This window comes from Agrobacterium larrymoorei (genome assembly GCF_013322225.1).
GTDB lineage: Bacteria > Pseudomonadota > Alphaproteobacteria > Rhizobiales > Rhizobiaceae > Agrobacterium > Agrobacterium larrymoorei_A.
In genome coordinates, this window is record NZ_JAAMFB010000030.1 from 26,105 (window position 1) to 48,991 (window position 22,887).

Consider the following 22,887-nt stretch of genomic DNA (forward strand, 5'->3'; position numbering starts at 1 on the left):
TTTATTATGGAGCGTCGGATTTCGTTACGCCTTCGATCCGGGTCAGGGACCATGGATGGCCGCTATACCCCTTGAGGCGACCACTGAGGACGATGGGCTCGAAACGCTCGAACATCGGTAATACGGCAGGCTTCAGAGCGACAAATTTTTCCTGTATCTGCTTGATCAGTTCGAGACGTTTGGCATCGTCACGTTCCCTGTTTGCCTGCTGCAGGAGACTGTTGAGTTCAGGAATGTCCCATGCCGAGCGCCACACGAAATTGCCTGCATTGTTGGCTTCTTTCGAGTTGTCAGGGTTGGACGCAAAGTTGTCCAGAGAGCCGAGCGCGGTCGGCATGAACGATCCGGTCTGCGGCAAAAGCAGATCGAAATTACGGGCGCGATGGGCCGCAACGATATCCGCACCGTTGCCCTGCTGAATGTTCACCTTGATGCCAATATCGGCAAGATTGGCTTGAATTGCGGTGGCCATATCCACGCGAGGCGTTTGCGCGATGGTCTTCAGCGTCACCGTGAAGCCATCAGGATAACCCGCGTCTGCCAGCAGTTTCTTTGCCTTTTCCGGCTGGAAAGACCAGTCGGGATTAGGAATTGCACCCGCCCAATCTTCCGGCACAGGCACGTTGCGGACACGGCCATATGAGCCAAGAATAGTGTTGGCGATGCCTTTGTAATCGATACCGTAAGCAATTGCTTCACGCACTTCCGGCTTAGACAGCGGTTCCGTGCCAGCATTCATGGCGAGGACATAGTAGCCGCCCGTCTTGACCTGATCGATGACGAAGCCAGCCTTGGTTTCGAATGTCTTGACATCCGCTGCCGTCAAAGCGCTGGCAATGTCGATATCTCCGCGTTCCAGCATCAAACGGGCCGCCTGGCTCTCCGGCACATGGCGCATGACGATGCGGCGCATGGTCGGCTTGCCATCGCGATATTCGTCATTGGCTTCCAGCAGAACAATATCGTTTGGCGTCCAGCGGCGTAGCAGATAGGGGCCAGATCCTGCCGTATTCGTGCGCAGCCATTCGTTGCCGTAGTCGTTGTTCTTGACGTGCTTTTCGACCTCGGCACTGTCGACGATGGACGAAACACCCATGGCCAGCCTGTAGAGCAATGCTTCTGGAATGACCTTGTCGGTCAATTCGATGCGGAATGTTTTCTCATCCGGCGCAGATACCAGACCTTCGATGCTGTCGGCGGTGTAGCCTGCCGTCTTATAATTCGTCGCGGCAGACTGATTGAGCTTCATCAAGCGCACAAGCGAGAAAACGACATCTTTTGACGTGACTTGATTGCCCGAGGCAAATTTTGCGTCGCGCAGCTTGAAAGTGATTCCCTTGTCGTCGACAGTCCAGCTTTCGGCCAGCTGCGGCTTGATCTTGTTTCCGTCCTTGTGGTCGGCAAAAACGAGACGATCATAGGTGTTGGCGAGAATTTCCTGCGTCTTGACCTCGGTACCCTGTTGCGGGTCGAGGGAGAGAACCTGCGCCAACGAGGTCCCGATGACCAATTGGTCGTTGGGTGTTGCAGCATAAATGGCAGAGGAGCTGGCCAGTGACAGAGAAATTGCGGCTCCCATCAGGCGAGCTGTGTAAGGTAGATTCATAGTTTCCTCCTCCAATTCACAATAATCGTCTCGAAACGGTGTCGTATGATTACGGACGTTTTGCGACCGATAACATATGATGTCTTCTCCCGAGACATACGGCCCTTCGACCTTCATGTGATATCAGTGAACCTGAATAATCCCGGATGTGCAAGCCACGAAATCCAGATTCTGAGATGTAGTTTGTCGGAAGTCAGCTATACTGAATATCCAAATGCTCATCGGAGAATAACATTAAAAAACCCTAATTAAACCATTGGTTTAATCTTTGCGGCCTTTTGAGTCTCGTTCTTTTGACGGGTTGTAGTTTTCATCCTGTGCCCATTGAAAAGCGCTGCCGAATTGAGCAGTGGAGCGATGGCACCTCGCAACTCGACAACGCCAAAAATTCATATTATGTCATGCATCGATACGGAGGAATGACATGTATGTAGGAACTCAACTCGCTGCGCGTGATGACGATGATTATCGAGTGTGGTCTCAACTTGGCGTCAATAACATATGCGCCGATCCCGACGGTCCGCTGGATGCATGGGGACTGGATGATCTGAAGCGACTGAGGGAAAAGGTCGAGAGCTTTGGTTTGACGCTCGACATGATCCAGTTGCCGCTGCCGTCTAACCGGATCGAGACCGCGACCTATCCCGATATTCTTCTTGCTGGTCCGAATCGTGACCGACAGATCGACGCCATCTGCAAGCTCATTGAAAATCTGGCAGCCGCAGGTATCCCTGCCGCCAAGTACAATCTCAACCTCATCGGTATTCCCCGCACGCCCGACGAACGAGGGCGAGGCGGCTCCTTGAATGCTTCTTTCCGCTGGGACAAAACGGACCAGAACGCGGCTCCGGGTTTGGCGGGTGTGTTGTCGGAAGACGAGAACTGGGCACGTATCGATTATTTTCTGGAACGCGTCGTACCCGTCGCGGAATCCAACCGCATCCGTCTCGCCTGCCATCCGCATGATCCTTATACGCCGCCAGGCTATAAGGGCGTGACCCGCGTACTTGGCACTGTGGACGGGTTGAAGAAATTCGTGACGATGCGCGAAAGCCCCTACCATGGGCTCAACTTCTGCCAGGGTACCGTTGGAGAAATGCTCGATAATCCACGCGAGGAAATCGACGACGTCATTCGCTGGTTCGGCAGCCGTGGGAAGATCTTCAACCTTCATTTCCGCAATATTCGCGGCAAAAAGCTGTCTTTCATGGAAACCTTCCCGGACGAAGGTGACATGGACATGGCCCGCTCCCTCCGCGTCTACAAGGAAGTCGGCTATAAATACATGATCATGCCGGATCATGTGCCGACGATCTCCGGGCGTGACCCGCAAGGCGTGGCTTTCGCATATTGCTACGGCTACACCGCTGCACTGTTGCAGGCGCTTGAAGCTTACGGGGCATAGCACCTCTCCATGCGAACGCAAATCAAGTCATCCCGGCCAAAGGAATAATCGATGTTTTCACATAAACGCGCAGACTTTGGCCCGGATTTCCTTTTCGGCGTTGCTATGGCCGCTCACCAGATCGAGGGTGGGCAAACGGATGGGCGCGGTCCTTCCATATGGGATACGTTTGCTGCAACACCCGGAAACGTAAAAAATGGTGATACGGGCAAGATTGCCTGCGATCACTATCATCGCTGGCAGGAAGATCTCGATCTTATCCGCGATGCCGGTTTCGATGCGTACCGCTTTTCCTTTGCATGGCCTCGTCTCATTCCTGAAGGGAAGGGGCCTGTTAATCAGGCGGGCTTCGATTTCTATGATCGTTTGATCGATGGCATGCTGGAGCGCGGCATCAAACCTTTGGCGACCCTCTATCATTGGGACTTGCCAAGCGCCTTGCAGGATCGCGGCGGCTGGATGAACCGCGATACGACGTCTGCTTTTGCGGATTATTCGGCTGAGGTAGCACGCCGTTTCGCAGGGCGGCTTGAAAGCATCGCCACCTTCAACGAGCCGTGGTGTGTCACGGTGCTGAGCCATTTCATGGGCATCCATGCGCCGGGATATCGGGATGTGCGGGCAACGGCCAGAGCAATGCATCACGTATTGCTGGCTCATGGCCTCGGCATCACCGCTATGCGCAACGAAGGCGTGAAAGACAAGCTCGGTATCGTTGTGAACATGGAGAAGGCAGAGCCATTCAGCCAAAGCCCGAACGACATCGAGGCCGCGGCTTTGGGTGATGCAATCTTCAATCGCTTCTTCCTTGATGGAGCAATCAAGGGAACATATCCGGAGCGCGTGACAGAAATTCTGGAGCCTTATCTGCCTTCGAATTGGCAGGATGACATGAAGATCATGAGCCCTCCGATCGACTGGGTTGGGATCAACTACTACACGCGCTCGCTCTATAAATACGATGATAGCGTTCCCGTTTTCCCCTTCACCCAGTCGCGCGGCGACCTTGAGAAAAGCAATGTCGGCTGGGAAGTTTATCCGCAGGCATTGACGGAGTTCCTGGTACGCGCATCGAAGGAATATCCAAACCTGCCGCTTTACGTAACAGAAAACGGTATGTCCGAAACCGATGAGCAAAAGCGTATCGCTTTCTTCGATAAGCACTTTGCAGCAATCATCGATGCGCAGCGGCAAGGCGCGGATGTACGTGGTTATATTGCATGGACATTGATCGATAACTTCGAGTGGGCGGAGGGATACGATCCGAAGTTTGGCATAGTGGGTATGGACCCGGCCACGCGGGATCGCGTGCCAAAAGACAGTTATCGAGCATTTCAAACGATGTTGAATAATGTGCGCTGATCGCGCGCAGTCTATTTTCGAGCAGGCATACAGGGGTCGCCGACGAGCGCTGAGTTGAACTCTCGGTGAAGGTGACGTGCGAACCGCTATAATCATGCATTCCACGCGATATCGACATGGGGCTTGAATTGGGCTGCCTATAATTCTGGAGGAGGAAGAACGATGCAGATGAATAAAGCGATTTCATTATTGACGACAGTATGCCTCACCTTCACGGGTGCGGTGCTTGCCACATCGACCACGGCTGCCGCGAGAACGATGGTTTACGTCTCTGCGGCCACTGATGGCGAAATCAATACCTACAGCATGGACGAGAATTCCGGTGCCCTGACACCCGAGGGCAAGGTATCGGCAGGAAAATCTGTGATGCCTATGGCGGTCAGTCCCGATAACGCGCACCTATATGCCGTCGTCCGATCTCAGCCTTATCGTGTCGTATCATACGCGATCGACGCGAAGACAGGGGGGCTGAGCGAACAAGCGGTTGCGGCACTGCCAGACAGCATGCCCTATGTATCTGTCGAGAAATCAGGAAGGTTGCTGTTTGTCGCGTCCTATGGCGGCAATAAGATTGCATCCTTGCCCATCGGCGCCGATGGTCTCGTCAAGGACGGCGCAAGACAGATGATTTTGACGGGGCGCAATGCCCATTCCATAGTCAGCGACAAGAGCGGTAAATACGTTTTCGTCAGCAATCTAGGCTCTGACGTGGTTCTTCAGTATGTTCTGAACCAGGAAACGGGAATGCTGGAACCTAATTCTCCAGCCAGCATTGCTACAAAAGCTGGGCAGGGGCCACGCCATATCATCGTGTCGCCCGACAACAAATCCGTCTACGTCGTGACCGAATTGAGCGGGGAAGTTATTCACTTTGCGCTCGACGCTGAAAAGGGAACGTTGACCGCGAAGGAAACGACTGCCCTCCTTGCTCCCGGCTCCGGCCTCGAACCGGGCGTAGCCCCGCCAGCACCCCCGGCGTTCAACGCACCACCACGTCCTGCAGCCCCCGCCAGCACTGCGACTCCTCCCGCCAGAATATGGGCAGCCGATATCGCAATGACGCCCGATGGTAAGTTTCTTTATGGAACCGAGCGTTCGACCAGCACTATCGCCGTCTTTTCTGTGGCCGCAGATACGGGAGCACTTACCCGTATGGACTCTGTGGAAACGGAAAAACAGCCGCGAGGCATCCGTATCGATCCGACAGGTCGGTTTTTGATCGCCTCTGGTGAAAAGTCAGAACAGCTTTCCGTTTACGGCATCGATCAAAAGGATGGTTCACTGAAATCCGTGGGGCGTTATCCGGTGGGCAAAGGTGCGAACTGGATCGAGATCGTCGATCTGCCTTGAATATTAGCTTTTTATTCGCGTCTTAGTAATCAGACGTGATTTTCGCTAGGATTGAATATCATTGAACTGCCGCTCCGGTGACAGGCGCTTCGAAAGCGACAATTGTTTCCGGAGCGGTGGTTTACTGGAGCAGTTAATACGCTGATATGACCGCTTAGCCTGCGGTGCTAAATCTTTAAAATGAAATAGTAAGCCATCTTTCCGACCAGCCGTCACAGGCTCAATTGAGTGTAGCGAACAAATTTCTTGTGCTAACTTTGAGAATGGCCACGTCTCATTCGCTTACCGTAACGTAATTGGTTGCACTTGGGTAACATGTGATCGAATCCAAACGCAGTCTTTTTCAATTTTCAGCTTTAAAGTTATTGCGGCTTCCTAATCAGGTGCTATTCCTGCGTGTAGGTGATTCTGTCGCGGGGAGACGGGGAATGAAGAAGGTTGTTTCGGTACTTCTGCTGGCCGTGTTGAGCGCTTGCGCCCGGCCTTCGGATGGACCGACCGCAGGCAACATCCGGTCTGCAAAGTTTCCTCAGACGAATGAGAAAATTCCGGTCATCGAGCTATCCAATGCGCCGGCAGCGACATCGTCTGCAAGCATTATGCAGAGCTTAACAGGCCCCGGCCTCGCAGCACTTCGAAATACCGGGTATAATTCCCAACGCCTGCGCCGCGGTGACGTCATCGATATAACCGTGCTCGATACCGGCGAGGACGGCCTGTTCTCGTCAACGCAGAGCAAGACACTTAATCTTGGGCGCTTTACTGTTGATCAGAGCGGAAACGTCAACCTGCCCTTTATCGGCAAGCAGCGCGTCGTCGATTCGACGACCGAAGGTCTGCAAAATCAGGTCGTCGCGGGTCTGAAGGGATCTGCCGTCAATCCTCAGGCCGTCGTTACTGTGGTCGACAAGCCGACCAGCGCCGTCATGCTCAGTGGGTCTGTCGCCACTCCAGGTAAAATCGCGCTGACCGCCCGACAGGAGCGTGTGCTCGATGCAATTAACCAGGCCGGTGGGCCAACTGTCGCTCCGGGTGCAGCAACGGTAACAGTCGTTCGTGGGTCGCAGCGGGCAAGCGCCCCTCTCGATCGTATCATGCGGGAAGACCGCCAGAACATCCGTCTGTCTCCAGACGACCAGATCATGATCGATGGTGAAGCTTCGAGCTTTACAGCTCTTGGTGCATTCAAAAGCGCCGGGGAGTTTCAGTTTGAAAGCGGCAAGCTCTCGCTCGCGCAGGCTGTCGGCCGTGCCGGTGGCCTCCTTGATGACCGGGCAGATTCTCGCAATGTTTATGTTTTCCGTAGCGAGGTTATACAGGTCCCGACGTCTTCATCGCTTGACTCTAAGGGACCCGTTGCGGTGAACACTGGCGCGCGTCCAGTGATCTATCACGTAAATATGCGGGATGCTTCGAGCATTGCATTGATGCAACTATTCCAGATGCAGAAAGGCGACGTCCTTTACGCAAGCAATGCGCCGCTGGTCGATTCTGCCAAGCTACTGACGGTATTTTAAAAGAGTGTTCCGACTGCCGCAGCGCCGCAACCGGGCGGTTCCAACTGATCTCTGTTTTGGGGCTAAGGCGTCAGCGTAAAAGTTGATACGGCGAACCAAGCGGTTGCTTTCAAGCGTTTCAGTTGACAAGGAAACGCATTGAAAACGCCGGCGGTCAGCTTTTGCGCAGGATGTGCAGTGCTTCTTGTACCGAGGAAGGACGAGCCGATGTTTCGTCGGCACAGCAGTTTCTTGCGAAAGCTAAAAGTCTGTCACTAGCCGGTCCGTTGAGTTTGACGATGAGACGTTGCGCAATCTTTCCTAATGCAAAAAGATCATGACTGGGCTCTGCGGGATGGCCAGAAAACTGTTCGGGCGGAGTAAATTCCGGAGAACCGGCTTTGGCAAGCCCCATGTCCTTATGTTGCTCGCCAAACCGCAAGCTTATACCGAAGTCACCTAGCTTTGCGTTTTCAAAATTACCGTCCGGCAGGAAGATATTTGCGGGCGAGACATCGAAGTGAATGTAGCCCTTGCTGTGCAGCTCTTCCAGGCCTGAGAGAATACTGGTGATCAGTGCTTCGGCTTCGTCCGTTTCGATAACCCGTTCTGGTGAGACTTCAGAAAGCGTGTCCGGATACCAAGGCTGGAGCAAACCCGGGGTGCCATCCTCAAGTCGAAGTAGCATCGTGGTTTCTATGAGGCACGGATGGCGAAGCTGTAAACCGATCTCCGCTTCACGGCGCAGGCGCGCAGTGAGCGCAACATCATCTTTCCTCGATGCCGGGACCGTTTTCAACGCCCACGGCGTTCCAAGATCGCGATGCCGCAGCTCAAGAATGCGGGTTGTTTCGCTTTCATATGCGGCGCGCTCGATGGAGAAGCTGTTGGCAATCCAACCCATCCTGGGCTCGGACAAATGTTCTATGCGCCTGTCCAGCGCATTGCGGATTTGGTCAAGCAGGTCGCGCTGCTCCTGCGCTGCCCTTTGTTTCGACCCATCGAAGTTAATGGCTCGGATGAGAGCATGAAAATGCTCCGCCACTGTGATTTCGGCTCCCGTATTGCCTTGGGGGCTATCATCGCTCAAGCGTATTTCCGATCACGATAGCGCTGATATTTTCGCGTGTATTTTCGATCAGTGCTTCCTGCACCAGCGCGTTGGCGCAGTCTTTGATCGGAGTGTCTACGATGATCTCGGCGACGGTCCTTTCCTTCAAAGCCTGTATCAGCGGGGCGCTACACAGCAGCAATCGGTCCTTGGGATTCCAGCCATCTTTAACCACGTCCGGTCGGAATTGCTGTGAATGACCGATGCATTGCGAAAGTTGTCTTTTTAGACCGACGATGACGTGATCTCGCGTCAAGAGATGCATTGTGCCGTCTTTCAAAAGGTAGGCCCGCGCATCGCCCGACCATAAAACGGTCAATGCGTTTTCAAAGAAGGACGCAGTCACCACGCTTGCCATCGGACGGACCGAGTTCTCTGAGAGGGTGCGCGATAAAAGCAGTGAGTTGACCGTGCCGAGTTTGCCTCGAATTTCCCGAGCGGATGTTTCGGGATCGCGTCCACTGACATCGGCCATGATATTTGTTGTCAGTCGCGCTGCCTCGATTGCGCTGGAACTGTCTCCTAATCCATCGGCGAGAGCAAAGAGTGCCGGGTCTTTGGATACGAACAGGGAATCGGCATTGGTGGAAAGGCGCGTTCCCGCATGCGTGGCGTAACTATAAACGATCCGTATGGGGGGCGCTGCCGACCGCTGTACCGGGCGTCCTCGGTCCACTCCGGTATCGGCGGGCTTCAAAGATTGTCGTTCGATCTGACGATCTTCCTGCACCTCTCGTTTTTCTGGGGCCTCCACCACTTCCTGAAACAGCCGCACGAAGTCGCTCGTCTTGGGCTTACCCTCGAATTTGACGCCGCGCACCTTTCGGCTTTCCGGGTCGATATGCCACCATAGACTGGTTGGCACGCCATTGCGGGCGGGGGAGATTGGCAGATCCTCATCGTCTTCACGTGGCTTGGGCAGGCGGAGGCGCTTTATGGCAGCGGTAAAACGCGCCATCTCGAAATCTCCAGTCATGGATGTCTCCGCAAGCGCCTCTGCAGCCATGAACCATGTTTCGTCCAGATATAGCGACCTCGGGTGCTGCTTGAATTTCGTCAGTTGCGCGATGACAACGAGCGGAAACTTTCGCCCAACACGATCCTTGCTTGGTAGCAGGACGCCTGCAAACGCCGAATTTCCCCAGACACCGCGCTCGATAATAAACCGGCGTGGAGGGGAGGACAAAAATGTCGCCGACCATTTGCCAGAGAGAACCTCCGCGCAAGCATGCATGCCGGCCCGAATCCACTCGTCGAGAGCCGTTATGAACTCTCGTTCCAGCCCTTCGGAAATGAAGTCGCCATGGCTCGGCACCTTGCCGAAAAAACCGATACGGTCGTTTTCGGTGATAGCGAGTGCTGGTTTTGCTCCTTGGGTTGCCATCAGCCGAAATCAACAACGCGTTCGGCCATTTTCCTCGTCATGAGCCTTGCTCCTCCCTTTGTTTGGTCGTCCTGCATCGGAACTTTGTTTGCGCTCTTTGACAAACGCGCACTTCAACGCTTCGGAACAACGCATCAGAACTGTGCCGGGCAGGCGAATTTGGATAGTGCCTCCAGCTTGAACGGGTTTAGAACGGAGCCGAATTGAACATCGAATTCGGCAGCTTGTCCGTTGTTTTCAAAGCGTGCTCTCAATATATCGCCAGACTGATCTCTGATCTGCGCATCATCGAAGAGGCGGAAGGGCGACCAGTCGCCATTTTCAGTTTTCGCCTGCTGCCAGCCGCCAGGCTGGAACGCGATGCGGGAAAGATTTGCGCTGTTGTCGGCAGAAGGCCAGTTGATGGACTTTGCCTGGACCGGTCCATGATAATAGACCACGCGTTCTCCTTCTATCTCCAGCATGACGGCGCTCGACGCATCGCTGAGTGAGACGGGCTTTACGTTGATGGAAACGAGCGGCGCTTCGCTTCCGTTGGGAAAGAAGGCGCGAAAGATTTTGTCGGCGTTTTCGAATTGAGCGATGGCATCGCTCGGTATGCCCTCGGCTCCAAACGTTCCCTTCCAGCTCCATGGTGTTGTGGTTTTGTCGACAAATGGCTCCATCCGCTGCTTGAAGAAGCTTTGGAACACGCCTTCCGGTCCGAATAGGCGGGTGAAGTCCGCCATGGCAACGTCGCGGGGAGATGCTCTGTCGAAGGGATAGCGACCTGAAACCACTGAGGAGCAAAGAGATGCTGAATCTGCCGCCCAAAGATCTGCGATGCGGCTTCGCGCCGATTTGACGGCCAGCGAACCGACATCGGCGGAGACGCCTGCGATCCACACATCGAGCGGATTGGGAAGCTGGCGTGCCTGTTGTAGCAAGTCTTGGTTGGCCTTGGTCAACTGGCTGTCAACATCGAACACCCTGGCAACCTCATCGGATGTTGTTGCAGAACGCGCAAGTTGCTCATTGAGCGACTTGATGTTGGCCAGCAATTGTTCCGAGGGAGTTCCCGCCTGTCTGCCTTCGCCATTTTGTCCACTGCTTGGCGTGGAGGGCGCGTTGGCGGCCAGCATGTCACGAAGTCTTGCATAAGGATCGGCAGCATCGACCGTCGCTGCCAGAATTGTCGACGTGGCGTCGCCATCGGCAGTCGAGGCGAGAGTGGTCAGGCTTGCACCCGCGTTCGGTCGAAGGTCCGTGGCATCGGCAATGGATTTTGCTGCCTCGATGACGATATTGCGGTCGTTTGCCAGAATACGCGTGGTCTCCACCGCGTCTCCCAGCGTTTGCGATGGCTTGACGCGGATGTCGGAAAGAACATCGGCCCAGCGTTTTTCAAAACGGTCGAAATAGATTTGCAAGGCAGCTTGGGCAACCTGCTCAACCGTTGCTCCGCGTATCGCATCGTCCGAACCTCGAACCCAATCTTCGGAAAGCGCAACACGAGAAGCATAAGCTACCTGCGGGATGACGACGGTGCGATATCCGTTTGCAGTGAAGAGGCCCTCTATTCCATCCACCAATGGCGTCTTGCTTCGACGCTCGAAGGCGCGTTCGCCAAGAGGGCCGAAGGCGGAAGAAGGGCTCCAGTCAGCCAAAGCACGCGCCTCTGGCAACCCTGCCAGAATGTCATAGGCGCGGGTACCGATCGCCTGATTGCGGATCGTCTCACGGGCCTTTGCTATCAGTCTGGCGTCAAGTTCAATCGGTGCCAGTATGCCATTCGCCAGTGCGCCTGCATGTGCATTCAGCGAGGCGCGAGCCGCCGCGCGCCCGTCGCCCGGGTAGAGCGAGGCGAACATGTCCTGCGCCTGAACGGTGAGGAAATTACGGTCGAGCGTGCCAAGCCCTCCAAGCATGCCATAGAGCTTGAGCGAGTTGAAAGTCCGGGTGATATCCGTCTGGTCTTCCAGTTGCTTTTGCAGTTGCACGATCATGCGCGGCAACAGCAATGCGTTGAGGGCGCGTTGATAGGCGTCGCGCTGACGCCCTGCGATTTTCTGCTCTTGATCCAGACCAAAACTAACGTTCCAGATGCGGCCCTCTTCAAAGCCTGCATTGGTATCGCGCAGATTGTCGAGAGCGGGCAGGACGCGCAAAAAGTCCGCATCCGAAACATTTCTCACTGATATTCCTTGCACCAGTTGTTCGTAAGCATTGAGCTTTCGATCCGCCTCTGCGAGCGCCTGCGTGTTTGAAAAATAGGTTGATATCCAGCCTGTAAACACCACGGCCAGGACAGCAGCCGATAGCCCGTAGGCAATTCTGCGCACGAGCAACTGGCGTCCTGAAAGACGTTTGTCGCGCATGACAAGTGCCGCCTCGGGAAAAATCACGTCCTTGAACAGGCGCGGCAGGAAGTAACTGCGACGCGCGCGAGGATTTGTCGCCGTTGCTTCCGACTGGGTGCCGGAGGCAAGATACACGCCCCGCAGCAACGGTGCTTCGATCAGTTGCGAACTGGCACATAGTTCGCTCAGCGCCTCATGCAGTCGGTCCTTAAGGCGACCGAGTTCGGCAGGAAAACGGAAGATACGACCTCGAATTTCGGCATTCTGTTCCTGCTGCAAACGTTCGATCAACATCGCATCGACGCGCTGCTGCAAAAGTTCGAACTCCTCCATGAAGCGCTGCGGCAAATCCTGCGCAGAATAGCTTTCATCCAGCTTGAAGGTCGTTCCCCACACCTGCTGTCGGTCGGACTTATTGAAACCGTCGAAGAATTCCACGAAGCCATCGAGAAGGTCCGCCTTCGTCAGCACGAGATAGACGGGAACGCGGGCATGCAGATATTCGTCAAGCTCCGATAGGCGCTGCCGGATGGACCGCAGCTCCTGCTTTTGCTCTTCGGGGTCACGCGTTAGCAGATCGTGAATGGAAAGCGTGACCAGCGCGCCGTTGATCGGCTGCGAACGACGGTAGCGGCGCAGAAGATTGAGAAAGCCTTCCCAACCGGCTTTCGATGAGCCGTCGAGATCGTCCTGCGTCGTGTAGCGGCCTGCCGTATCGATAAGGATCGCCTCATCGGTGAACCACCAGTTGCAGTTACGCGTTCCACCAATGCCTTTGACCGCGTTTTCACCAAGCGCATCACCCAGCGGAAATTGAAGGCCGGAATTGGTTAGCGCCGTGGTCTTGCCGGAACCCGGCGCACCAAAGATCACATACCATGGCAGATCGTAGATATAGCCGAAGCGCTTTTTGGTGACACGCCGCAAAAGCGCCAAAGCTTCCTTCAGGCGGGACTGGATTTCACCGACCTCGGCCTGCCGGTTTGCCAGCGCCTCTTGCTCGATACTGTCGACAAGCTCTTTGTCCTGCTTACGTGCCCGGTAGAGCGTGACGCCGATATAGATCAGCCAGACGATCAATATCACGCCAATGGCGATCACACGCGCCTGAGTCGTGCCGAACGGTTTGAAATCACCGAAGGAGACGAGGTAGCCGTAGAACCATATGACGACACAGAGTGCGACCGCCCACAGAAGCGAGATAAAGCGGCGACCGATCAGTGCAGCGTAGCTGTCGACATAAGACCGGATTGTATAAAAATAACTCAGCGGGTTCATTGCTGGGCTCCTGGCTGCGTTCCGGTGTTCGTCTGGATGGCGGGCGAGAGAATGCCCGCATCGCTCAGCTTTTCGTCCGGGTTCGTCAGCACCATAATTTCCGTTCGCCTGTTGATTTCACGTCCTTCTGCCGTCGAGTTGTCTGCGATTGGGTCGCTGTCGGCGCGCCCCTCGGTAAGGATCGCTTCGGGGCCGGTAAACTGTGAGAGGAGATCGCCGACCGCCTTGGCTCGGGCCTCGGAAAGGTGCCAGTTGGAGGGGAATTCGATTGTCTTGATCGGGACATTATCTGTGTAACCAATGACAACCGCGCGGAATTTCTCGGCTGCGAGCGCTCCGCCGATCCGTTGTATCAGGTCACGGAACTGCGGACTGACCTCAGCGCTACCGACGCTAAACAGGCCGGAATTGTTGATGCGAACGCGAAGCCGTCCATTGACATCTGCCAGCGTAACGAGGTTCTTGTCCACTTCCGGCTGGAGGAAAGCCATCAGTTTTTCAAGCCGTGATGGCTCGCGAGGTACAAGTACTGGTGGGCGCTCCACGACAACCGCTTCGGGTTCTTTCGGCACAGCAGGCGGCTCTGAAGGAGCAGGCGGTGCCGCAATCAGAACGCTCGGCGTTTCATTGGGCGGAAGCTTTGCCAGCCTTTCGAACGTCGCGTCAGATGCGTTATTCAGTGTCAGTGTGAAGAAGAGATATCCGAAAGCAAAGGCGAGTGCGATAAGTGACAACAGCGTCCAGAGTGCAGCCATTGTGCGCAGTGGCGTGTGGCGCGCCTGCACGCCCTGCCAGTGCGGTGAAAGCTCCCGCTCAAATGCGCCATATTGACCAATCAGCGTCTTGTAGAGGCTGTCGCGAATGCGGGAAAGCTCCAGCGCACCTTTTGGTGAAACGCGGGTGCGTCCCTCGAAGGCCAAGGACAGGCTGAGATAGATCAGCAGAAGTAGGTCCTTGTTTGCGCCGGGGGATTGATGGAAGTGATCAAGAATATCGAACACCCTGTCGCCGCCGGTCACATCATTGTGGAATGTGGATACCAGACCGGAGCGTGCCCAACCGGCGCGTACGCCCCAAGGCTTGCTCAGGATCACGTCGTCCACCGTCGCGCATACGACGTAATGCGCGGCTCTGGCTCGTTCCGGGCTGATGCGTGCGGAAGCTAGATCGCGCTCGTAACGGGTGATTGCTTCGAGGCAGGCGCGGCGGAGATGCTCGGGGTCCGGCTGCGCGTTGCTGAAACGCAGCACATGGGCAAGGTTCAGAAGCGGTGCTGCGGATTGAACCAGCGTAGGGACTTCTTCTCCGCCGAAACGGAAGTTAGCCAAAAGCGTATCGATAGGCAGCGCGCCGGTATTATTGCGCGGACGTTCAGGCACGTCATCATTCTCGATGATGTCATCGAGAATGGCCGCCATGTTGCGTGCATTCTGGTTTCGGCGTCGGCTTTCGTCGGTGATTTCCACCACCGTCGGTAAATCCTGCCAGGAAGAGGGCTTTTCGTTGCTCATTCGCGTAATGCCCACATTTCGAGTTCAAGACCGGGAAACTCGCCCGCAAGATGCAGGGCGATGGCGCCAGACGTTTCAAGCTGTTTCCACAAGGGGGATTTCGTATCGATTTCGAAATAGATCGTGCCTGAGCGATAAGGCAGCTGGCGTGGCAGAACGGGCAGGGACCTCACCGGGATACCGGGCAGTGCCACGTTGACGAGTTCGGAAATCCTCTCCACCGGTCCGACCTTGATCTGGGCTGGCAGCCTGCGGCGAATATCTTCTGCCGGCATGTCCGCACGAACGGCGAGCACGAAACCCGCATCGCGCAGCAATGTGCGGTCATGGATAGTTCCGACGCGAACGCCGTGACGGCGCTCTACGAGGTCGATGGCGACGGCAGCCTGCTCCAGCACCGCCGAAAGCGATGTCCGAAGATCGTCGAACACGGCAGCAAAACTAGCTTTCAAGTCATCGTGCCGGTATGGCGGAAAGTCCGTTGCGCGCTTTTTTTCGGTTGTGAAGGTTGCCAGTTCTCCGGCCAGTTGAATGCAGTCCTCATAGAAACGGATAGGGTGAAATCGGGTGGCGTTGGCCGAGCGATGCGCGAGCAGCGGATCTGCGCGGTTGAGGATTTGCAGCAGAAAGTAATCGCCGACTTCCGCCGTTCCACGGATCGTTGGATCACCAATGCGCTCCGAAATCGCCTGCGCGCGATGACGCACGATGCCAAGAAGTTCCGTCAGAAGCTCGTTCAACCTTGGGGCTGCCGCGCAGTTCAGACAGGGCGGAATGAAGTCTGGGTCAAGAATGACAGCGCGGTCAGAACGTACTTCAATAATCCGCGCCAAGCCTATGAGATCATAGCCGGAAAGGTCATCTCCTGTTTTCAGGAATTTGAGGCTGAGACGTCCGACATCTATCGGTGCTACAAATTCCGTGTCGACATTCGCATCTGAGGCCTCATAGGCGGATGCGACAAAGCGGACGCTGCTGGTATCGGCGCCGCCATTCGTAGACATGTCCGCCTTGCCGGGCTGACGCGCAGGAAGCGCGAGATAGACGATGGCATTCTTGACGCTGTCGTCCAGCTCCAACGGTGGCGGCAGATCGGAATCTTCCGGTGCTTCGAATGGTGTCCCATCCGGCAATATGCCCCGCAGGTTCGAGAGTGCGAACTGGCCGATGGCAAGCGCGCTGCGATCGATACCGATTTCAGCCACACCCCATGGATAGGGAGAAAGATTTCGCGTGGTGTTGCGGACCAGTCGTTCCGTCCAGCGGTCGGACTGCTGAAAATGCTGTACGCGAAGGAACATGCCCTCGCTCCATGCAACGCGATTTTCATGCCTCATTGCTTTGATTTACCCCTTCTTCGCCCGCAACTATCTCAGGAATGCTTGCAGGTGCGGCTTCGCCGCGCGCCGCCCGTTGCAAGAACTCCCTGACCGACAGTTGACGGCCACCTTCTTCAAATTGCTTTTTGTAAACAGTCCAATAGTCAGTGCGCGTAATCATTCCGCGCCAGTCCTTTCGCTCTATTTTCGAGCGCAGGTCATTTCCGGTATCTGCTTTCGCCTCCAGCAAGCGAGGCTCAAGCTGTTGTGTGCAAGTCCCAATCATCGTTTCCAAAGTGGCTGCAAGCTGACGCTGTTGCTGGATCAGCGCTTCGATACGGCCGCCCAATGGCGAGTGTCTGTCCCTCGCGGGCGCTGGCTCTATATCGAGGACAGCCAGACACTCGGCGCTTTCCCGCTCGAGTTGTGCCAGAAGTTCCGCAATTGGTTCTGGCGTTACAGACACCGTCGCGGGGAGCTCTTCGTCTGCGTCGAAATTGCCCGCTTTGCTCTCAAAAACCGCATCGAAATCCTGGCTTGACTGTCGCGGTGCCGGTCGAGACACCATGACAGGCGTGTTGAGCGCATCTGTATGCTCATGCTTGCTGCTTTCAACTGGCTCGTCGTTCCAGTCATCCGGCAGAACGGTGCCAAAGCCGCCGGTCGAGGGGGGCTCGTTCCAGCCGATCGTCACGTTGCGCGACATCGATTTCGCTCTGGATTTTGGCTTTTCAGCCGCCTCCTGCGGCCAGTCGTCATTCGATGCCGCTTCGCCCAGAACACCGCGCGCGGAGCGACCATTTGGCGCGATATCGGACAGGATGGCGGAAATCGTCAAAGTCTCATCGCTTACCCGCAGTTTGGCGTCCGGATCGCTGAACTCCATATCTGCATCACCGCTGATCGCGACGGTGAAGATTTGCCCGGCGATATTGATTTGCGATCCATCTTTCAGCCGCGCGCTCTCGCCTTCCAACAACAGCTGTCCATCAACAAGTGTGCCGTTGGCGCTCTGGTCGACAATGACGAAACCGTCCCGGTCGCGGGTCAGCGTGCAGTGCAGTTTGGAGACGCGGCGTTCGCCGTCATCGATTTGCCAGTCACAGTCGTGGGAGCGGCCGACCTTGCGGCGTCCATGTTCGAAACTCCAGCGGTTTTCTTTTCCCGCCGTCTCCCTGTCTGCTCCTTTTAGCGCCAGCTGCATTTTGCGCTCCTTATACGGAAATAGCCGAGCCTTCGCGCTCGGTCACGATGGCGTCTGTACTGTCTTTCGCGGCAGGGGCCGAACGTGCCCAGCTGTTCCAGCCAAGACGTGCCGGCGCATCGTTCTGGCCCAACTGGCAGAATGGAATATCTTCCTTTTTCAGTATGACCTGCACGTCGAAATCAAATGAACTTCCAGAAAAAAGACGAGCAATAGCAAATATTTCCGACATTCTTTTAGAGCCAGGTGTGAGCGCCAGATAGTCTGCATATCCCACAGGTCCGATGGCGATGCGAAAGCCACCACTAAAATCCTCGGCCATGCTGCCTGCGGTGCTGTTCAAGCCCAACCGAAGGCCGTTGCCCTGTCCCAGCTGGCTTTGCTCATGCGGTGGCAGCGGTACCCAGCGCCGACGAAATTGCTCCACAGATACGGGTAGGCCAGTAAACTCCTGGAGCATGGATGTAAGCGCCGTCGCGTTGCGGTTACGGTTTGCCAGAAGGCCGCTGAAACGAAGCAGCGTGTCTTCTTTAACACCCGCCTTTTCCACTAACCCAGCGCTACCAAAGCCGGTCAGCGAAAGCAGCGTCTTGCGAAATGTGTTATCCTGCCTTTGACGAGACCAGCGGAGACCGCGCGCGAGCCGGTATTTTTCAGTTGCGGAAACGAATAGCTCAGTGAAACGGGCGGCGAAGAGATTGAAAAAGCTGGCGAGTGCCTTCGAACGATTGCGTTCTTCCCGCTGCAACAGCTCGCCATATGTGGGCGGCAGTGATCCTAAGGGTCCAACAATGGGCGCGAAGGCCGACTTCAGTTCGATCCGGTCGGATTTTATTTCAAAGCCGCTGATCGCAACCGGGATAGGGCTCGTTCCTACATGCGCACCAATGTTCAAGGTGTCTTCAGCAGTCAGATGCTGTGCCACCCGGAAGGCGGTCGTCGGCTCAAACCTGCCCGGATCACCGGAGAGGAGCGCGGCTTGTTGATCGTGCATCGTTTTCTGTTGCGCCTGCATCCCGGTCTCCTAAAGCAGCGGCCGGTCTGCCGCGCGGGCAGGCCAATGGGCTATGGGTTCGGAATGGCCTCGCATGGTTGCGGTCAGCCGGGTGAAACTGTTGATCGAGGTGTAGAGACCGAAGAAATGATTGAGTACGCTTGCAAAGATGAACGCGGCGGGGCGGTCGATCAAAGATGGATCGAATTCCAGCGTGACATCTGTTCCCGGCACCATCGCAGAGCCGATGCGGGCGTGAGAATTACGTGCTTCCACCTTGCTTATCGCCTCAACGAGTTGCCGTGTTTCCGGCGCATCGCGAAACGCATAGAGCGACAAGATATCTTTCAACGGTGCGCCGCCATTGTCGAATAGTGAAAGGTGGTTGAGCAAAAGATGCGACACCAGCCTCCATTCCCGTGCGGAACGCTCGGTCATGCGCACGGCTGCAGTCGGCGGCATAAGGGCATGGATGGACTGGATCGCCTCGTTTCCAGTAGAAAGCTGAAGGAACGGATGTCCTCCACCAAATGGCAGTTGGCTTGGAAGCTCGCGATTGATGCAGAGCGTGTCGATGCTTGCCACAACGTCAAGGGGACCAAGAGGTCCGCGCTTCTCGTCTACGAATGCGATATCCGTGTCGGACGAGCCGTCTTCCTCATCGAAGCGGCGATAAGTCTGCCAAAAGACGTTCGATCCATTGCTTCTCTGGGTGCGTCCGAAAAAGGGAGCCGTTTTTTCGATCTGGCCTGCTCTATCCGTCAGATGCACATGCTCGACCGCATAAACCTCACGGGTACGCTGCCGTCTGGCATCCGGTAGCAAACGGTATTCGGTGCGTGTCCCATCAAGGCTCACCGGCTCGCAATTCTGCTTGAACAGGTTGACGACCGGCGAAGCGTTGAGAACGAAATCTTTCGCGGTCACCATCCGCTCCAGCCGCGTGTCGGCAGCATCGAGATAGATGTAGAGTTCGCAGTCTCCGCCCATCCATCTGTCCAACCCACCGATATTGAGAAACAGGAATTTCTGCGGCAGCGCGAAGAATTCCGTCAGCAACCGGTATCCGTCGAAGCTGTTGGCCGGGTAGGGCAGCATCGCCTGATCCCGCGCAAAGCCTGATGGGTTGAGATTGCTGGCTGGTAAAAAAACGGCGTTGCGATCTTCCGAGTGTTGAGCGAGCGATATGCCTACGCAATGGTTCGCCAGCAGCTCGTAAAGCGCGGTTGCCTGTTGCCAGGCGGATGAAATGAAAACGTCGAGGCTTTTCAGCCCCATCTCACGAAATGTCGACGGTCTTGGCGACGTTGTGCGCAAGGATAGTCTCAGGCAGCTGGCAGCGCCCGCGATGGCGGTCGAATAAGGAGCATCGATGGGTTGCCCGGACAGTGTCGCTGCGGAAATCTCGAGCGGCACGATATTCACGTCTTGCGTGGTACGGAAACGGCAGCTCTCGCCTCCGACAGGTTCGGCTAGAATTTCGCTGTGGCGCGGCAAGGTTTGCATCGTCGCCAGCGCCGGGCTTTGGGCGAACTGCACGACGCTCATCGACGGGATCGGGGCGAGATAGTGCGGATAGAGCGTTTCCAACAGGCTATCGGAAAGCTCGGGAAACTCATCGTCCAGTTTCTGGCGAACGCGAGCCGCAGAATAAGCAAAGCTCTGGATCAACCGCTCGACATGTGGGTCATCCGCCACGTCACCCGTCATGCGCAGTCGTCCGGCGATCTTCGGGAAAGCCTCTGCAAAACGCGAGGCACGCTTTCTCAGCGCGAAGAGTTCGTCGTTGTATTTTTCGAGAAAGCCGTCAGCCATTCGCAGCCTCCACAAGGAAGCGCTGCGTAGAAGGGTCGATCTTGCTTTCAAAACTGATCGGCGGCATGCCTTCATGCAGTCGAAAGGTCGCGTTGATGCGCATGCGCAGCGCTCGGTCGCCATCCGTCCTGCTTTTCAGGATAGTTACGCGAACATCGGAAAGTCGCGTTTCAAACATTGAAATCCGTCGCTCGATGCTCTGCGCCAGCCGGGCCTTGGAAGCATCTGTCACCAAATTGGCAGATAGAATTCCATCGACACCATAGCTGACGAGTGCATCCGTTAATTCCTTCAGAATTGCGGGAGGGCTGGCGGGGTTACGCCGGGTGTTGAGCAATGCTTCCAGATCGCGACGGATCACTTCGCGCATTTCACGGACCTGATCGGCAAGGCTCAGCTGCGGATCTGTCTCCATATCCGGCGCATCGTCCAGCAAACGGTCCAGCACGGAGCGGGCCAGCGTTCGCTGTTTTGGTCGATATTGGTCCAGCGGATCAACCACGCGCAATCTGCCTTTCCTCGTTTTCGGATGGAACTGAGAGGGTGGTGATTTCATGGAAGGAAACGAGATCATCACCGATCAACAGGCAGCGCTGCCCGCGCCCTGTGACCAGCGGGTCACCATCCTCAGACCATTGTGTTTCGCGGCCCAACAGAAGGGCGACATCACCGCTCGATCCGTGATAGATCGCAGGTATGAGGACCGAGGCGATGGCACCGTCGCGCAGTGTCAGCTCAGCATCACGGAAGGCAAGGTCGCGGGGGCGGTTCATCGGGGCGATGGAAAGGCTCTCGATACGGCTGTAGTCGATCCACAGATAGCGCCCGCCATTGGTCAACACTTCCAGCGCATGTGGCACGCGGTCGTCAAGATCGCGGATATCGTTTGCGGGTTTGCCGTTCAATGTGATGGCAACTTCACCGCGCTTTTCGTCCAGTTCGGCGAGTGCTGTTGCAGCGTCCGCCGTATCTCCATTGCGAGCGCTGACATTGGCTTTAATCGCCAGATGGTCCAACACCGACGGACCGTTCGGAAACTCCGGCACTGCTCCTGTTTCAAACCAGGCATCACGCGCGGCCATGGCGCGCAATTGCTGGCGCAACAACGAAAAGCCGACGCTGTCCTGCGGCGAAAAGGTAGCCGCGAGATTGCATTGCGCATCCGCCTTTTCGTATTCGCCTGCGAGTATGAGGAGGTCGATATAGATGTGGCGACCTTCCTTATCCGATGGCTTCGATTTCACGTGATCCCGTGCAAGGACCGTCGCGTCGTCCAGTTGGTTGTCGTCCAGAAGTCTGGAAATATCGGCGCGCAATGTCATGCGGATATCCTTTGCGGCTCAGGCGCGTTCCGCGGCGCAGATACATTCGGCGTCGTGGTTTCGGCGATGAGGTGGAAACTTGTCGAAACGTCATCCAGTTGGAAATGTGGCTGAAGACGCACGGTGCAGGAGAAGGTGCCGGGCTTACCCGGAATTTCAAAGACGTTGATGCCCGCAGAACGGAGCGGATAGCGCGACCGAAGCCCTGCCTCCGCGTCGTCATTGCCGAGTGTGTAGGAGGAAAGCCATGTTTCCAGCTTGCGCTCGATGGTGATTGCATCGCTCAACTGGCCGATGTCGTCACGCATGATGACCTTCAGATAGTGTGAGAAGCGCGAGGCGCAGAGCACGTACTGCAACATGGCCGCCAGCCGCGCATTTTGGCGAGCGCCCTCGGTGGAGTAGTGGCCGGGAGCATGCAGCGATTGATTGGCGTTGAAGATCGCCATGCTGGAAAGATAGGTCGTGGAGACGGGAACAATGCCAAGATCGGAAAACTGCTGTTCCTGTCCCGTCGTCAGCTGCACCTCGACAGGCGGCTGTGCGGATAAACCATTACTCTCAATGCCAAGATCGAGCGGCGGCAGCTGATAGGCAGGCATGATGCCACCATCGATATCGCCCTGCGTCACGCCGCGAATGTCCGCAAACCAGCCGGAATCGACGAAATTCCGGACAACGACGGTTGCGAAGCCAAAGGCTGCATTACCCCAAAGCAGCGTTTCGCCGTCCTCCGCTATGTACTCGCGAAACGGAAACGTATCCTGTCGGCGACGAGAAAACGGCTGATAAGGCGAGCGCAGCAGAATTCGCGGCCCCGCAAGTCCCAGGAACCGCGAGTCGTCCCGCCCACGCAATGCATTCCAGCGAATGCGGGATTTATCCTGTTTCAACCAGGAAAAATCCTGCACGCGCCCGAGTTCTGAAAATTCCTGAAGTCCGATTGCACCCGGTGCCGCGCCCGCCACGAACGGGCAGAAAGAAGCGGCCGCGACCAAGCCTATCTGCGAAAGCGTAGTGATCGAATCCGCGCCCTCGTGATCGTCTGGAGAGAACGCATAATCACCGATCATGAGCCCCACAGGCTCGCCGCCGGGCATTCCGAACTCCCGGCTGTAGACGATCTCGAAAAGATGGCTTTGATCGAAATCCGTCGCCCGCTCCATGCTGCGGGCCAGTTCGCGCCAGCTCGCATTCAGCAGCTTCACCTTTACTTCCGTGCTGCGACTTGCCTCGTTCACGACCATGGCAAGGCCGCGCCATCTCGCCTCCATGGCCTGAAATTGGGCATGGTGCAAAATCGCGTTTACCTGCGCGTTCAGTGCATCGTCTATAAGAGCGATGAGCTGATCGGCAAAACTGCGGGCGTCCGAGAAGGACTTTTGCACCAT

General features: G+C 56.1%; 16 protein-coding genes. 4 read left to right on the top strand and 12 right to left on the bottom strand.

Annotated features, from left to right (window positions below; genetic code table 11):
* Positions 1 to 4: 4 nt before the first annotated feature.
* The gene (locus G6L28_RS18465; RefSeq protein ID WP_234902646.1) at positions 5 to 1,579 is read right to left on the bottom strand and encodes an ABC transporter substrate-binding protein; all 1,575 of its coding nucleotides are present in this window, start codon (positions 1,577 to 1,579) and stop codon (positions 5 to 7) included.
* 451 nt (positions 1,580 to 2,030) lie between these two features.
* Between G6L28_RS18465 and G6L28_RS18470 the strand changes: the two genes are divergently transcribed.
* The 4 genes from G6L28_RS18470 to G6L28_RS18485 all read left to right on the top strand — a co-directional run bounded on the left by G6L28_RS18470 (position 2,031) and on the right by G6L28_RS18485 (position 7,240).
* On the top strand, positions 2,031 to 3,011 hold the full coding sequence (locus tag G6L28_RS18470; protein WP_174065293.1) for a mannonate dehydratase: 981 nt from the start codon (positions 2,031 to 2,033) through the stop codon (positions 3,009 to 3,011).
* 51 nt (positions 3,012 to 3,062) lie between these two features.
* A complete protein-coding gene (locus tag G6L28_RS18475; RefSeq protein ID WP_174065294.1) occupies positions 3,063 to 4,373 on the top strand; it encodes a GH1 family beta-glucosidase in 1,311 nt (436 codons plus the stop codon).
* A gap of 162 nt (positions 4,374 to 4,535) precedes the next feature.
* On the top strand, positions 4,536 to 5,723 hold the full coding sequence (locus tag G6L28_RS18480) for a lactonase family protein (protein ID WP_234902640.1): 1,188 nt from the start codon (positions 4,536 to 4,538) through the stop codon (positions 5,721 to 5,723).
* A 428-nt stretch (positions 5,724 to 6,151) separates the two neighbouring features.
* Positions 6,152 to 7,240, top strand: a complete 1,089-nt coding sequence (locus tag G6L28_RS18485; RefSeq protein ID WP_174065295.1) for a polysaccharide biosynthesis/export family protein — start codon at positions 6,152 to 6,154, stop codon at positions 7,238 to 7,240.
* 154 nt (positions 7,241 to 7,394) lie between these two features.
* Here G6L28_RS18485 and G6L28_RS18490 read toward each other — a convergent pair whose 3' ends face one another.
* The 11 genes from G6L28_RS18490 to tssC form a co-directional block, all read right to left on the bottom strand.
* Positions 7,395 to 8,309, bottom strand: a complete 915-nt coding sequence (locus G6L28_RS18490) for a protein kinase domain-containing protein (protein ID WP_202033739.1) — start codon at positions 8,307 to 8,309, stop codon at positions 7,395 to 7,397.
* Positions 8,299 to 9,714, bottom strand: coding sequence for a type VI secretion system-associated protein TagF (gene tagF, locus G6L28_RS18495; RefSeq protein ID WP_174065296.1), 1,416 nt, complete (start codon positions 9,712 to 9,714; stop codon positions 8,299 to 8,301). Before tagF ends, G6L28_RS18490 begins: the two co-directional genes overlap by 11 nt.
* Before the next feature lie 134 nt (positions 9,715 to 9,848).
* On the bottom strand, positions 9,849 to 13,331 hold the full coding sequence (gene tssM, locus G6L28_RS18500) for a type VI secretion system membrane subunit TssM (protein WP_174065297.1): 3,483 nt from the start codon (positions 13,329 to 13,331) through the stop codon (positions 9,849 to 9,851).
* Positions 13,328 to 14,842 (bottom strand): type VI secretion system protein TssL, long form, encoded by a 1,515-nt coding sequence (gene tssL / locus G6L28_RS18505; protein ID WP_174065298.1) that lies wholly within the window; start codon positions 14,840 to 14,842, stop codon positions 13,328 to 13,330. Before tssL ends, tssM begins: the two co-directional genes overlap by 4 nt.
* Positions 14,839 to 16,179, bottom strand: coding sequence for a type VI secretion system baseplate subunit TssK (gene tssK, locus G6L28_RS18510; protein WP_174065307.1), 1,341 nt, complete (start codon positions 16,177 to 16,179; stop codon positions 14,839 to 14,841). Before tssK ends, tssL begins: the two co-directional genes overlap by 4 nt.
* Complete coding sequence (locus tag G6L28_RS18515; RefSeq protein WP_174065309.1) at positions 16,169 to 17,365, bottom strand: FHA domain-containing protein; 1,197 nt, start codon at positions 17,363 to 17,365, stop codon at positions 16,169 to 16,171. Before G6L28_RS18515 ends, tssK begins: the two co-directional genes overlap by 11 nt.
* Before the next feature lie 10 nt (positions 17,366 to 17,375).
* Complete coding sequence (gene tssG / locus G6L28_RS18520; RefSeq protein WP_174065317.1) at positions 17,376 to 18,380, bottom strand: type VI secretion system baseplate subunit TssG; 1,005 nt, start codon at positions 18,378 to 18,380, stop codon at positions 17,376 to 17,378.
* Between the two features lie 9 nt (positions 18,381 to 18,389).
* A complete protein-coding gene (tssF, locus tag G6L28_RS18525) occupies positions 18,390 to 20,174 on the bottom strand; it encodes a type VI secretion system baseplate subunit TssF (RefSeq protein WP_174065325.1) in 1,785 nt (594 codons plus the stop codon).
* Positions 20,167 to 20,676 (bottom strand): type VI secretion system baseplate subunit TssE, encoded by a 510-nt coding sequence (gene tssE, locus G6L28_RS18530; RefSeq protein ID WP_174065440.1) that lies wholly within the window; start codon positions 20,674 to 20,676, stop codon positions 20,167 to 20,169. Before tssE ends, tssF begins: the two co-directional genes overlap by 8 nt.
* On the bottom strand, positions 20,669 to 21,496 hold the full coding sequence (locus G6L28_RS18535; RefSeq protein ID WP_174065327.1) for a type VI secretion system accessory protein TagJ: 828 nt from the start codon (positions 21,494 to 21,496) through the stop codon (positions 20,669 to 20,671). Before G6L28_RS18535 ends, tssE begins: the two co-directional genes overlap by 8 nt.
* The gene (gene tssC / locus G6L28_RS18540) at positions 21,493 to 22,887 is read right to left on the bottom strand and encodes a type VI secretion system contractile sheath large subunit (RefSeq protein WP_174065335.1); all 1,395 of its coding nucleotides are present in this window, start codon (positions 22,885 to 22,887) and stop codon (positions 21,493 to 21,495) included. The genes G6L28_RS18535 and tssC overlap by 4 nt, the downstream gene beginning before the upstream one ends.

What these genes read in the sequence shown, in the direction of transcription:
- tagF (WP_174065296.1), bottom strand. Translation starts at nt 9,714, where the DNA reads ATGGCAACCCAAGGAGCAAAACCAGCACTCGCTATCACCGAAAACGAC.
- G6L28_RS18465 (WP_234902646.1), bottom strand. Translation starts at nt 1,579, where the DNA reads ATGGGAGCCGCAATTTCTCTGTCACTGGCCAGCTCCTCTGCCATTTAT.
- tssL (WP_174065298.1), bottom strand. Translation starts at nt 14,842, where the DNA reads ATGAGCAACGAAAAGCCCTCTTCCTGGCAGGATTTACCGACGGTGGTG.
- tssC (WP_174065335.1), bottom strand. Translation starts at nt 22,887, where the DNA reads ATGGTGCAAAAGTCCTTCTCGGACGCCCGCAGTTTTGCCGATCAGCTC.
- G6L28_RS18470 (WP_174065293.1), top strand. Translation starts at nt 2,031, where the DNA reads ATGTATGTAGGAACTCAACTCGCTGCGCGTGATGACGATGATTATCGA.
- G6L28_RS18515 (WP_174065309.1), bottom strand. Translation starts at nt 17,365, where the DNA reads ATGCAGCTGGCGCTAAAAGGAGCAGACAGGGAGACGGCGGGAAAAGAA.
- G6L28_RS18480 (WP_234902640.1), top strand. Translation starts at nt 4,536, where the DNA reads ATGCAGATGAATAAAGCGATTTCATTATTGACGACAGTATGCCTCACC.
- G6L28_RS18475 (WP_174065294.1), top strand. Translation starts at nt 3,063, where the DNA reads ATGTTTTCACATAAACGCGCAGACTTTGGCCCGGATTTCCTTTTCGGC.
- G6L28_RS18485 (WP_174065295.1), top strand. Translation starts at nt 6,152, where the DNA reads ATGAAGAAGGTTGTTTCGGTACTTCTGCTGGCCGTGTTGAGCGCTTGC.
- tssG (WP_174065317.1), bottom strand. Translation starts at nt 18,380, where the DNA reads ATGCAGGCGCAACAGAAAACGATGCACGATCAACAAGCCGCGCTCCTC.
- tssM (WP_174065297.1), bottom strand. Translation starts at nt 13,331, where the DNA reads ATGAACCCGCTGAGTTATTTTTATACAATCCGGTCTTATGTCGACAGC.
- tssK (WP_174065307.1), bottom strand. Translation starts at nt 16,179, where the DNA reads ATGAGGCATGAAAATCGCGTTGCATGGAGCGAGGGCATGTTCCTTCGC.
- G6L28_RS18535 (WP_174065327.1), bottom strand. Translation starts at nt 21,496, where the DNA reads ATGACATTGCGCGCCGATATTTCCAGACTTCTGGACGACAACCAACTG.
- tssF (WP_174065325.1), bottom strand. Translation starts at nt 20,174, where the DNA reads ATGGCTGACGGCTTTCTCGAAAAATACAACGACGAACTCTTCGCGCTG.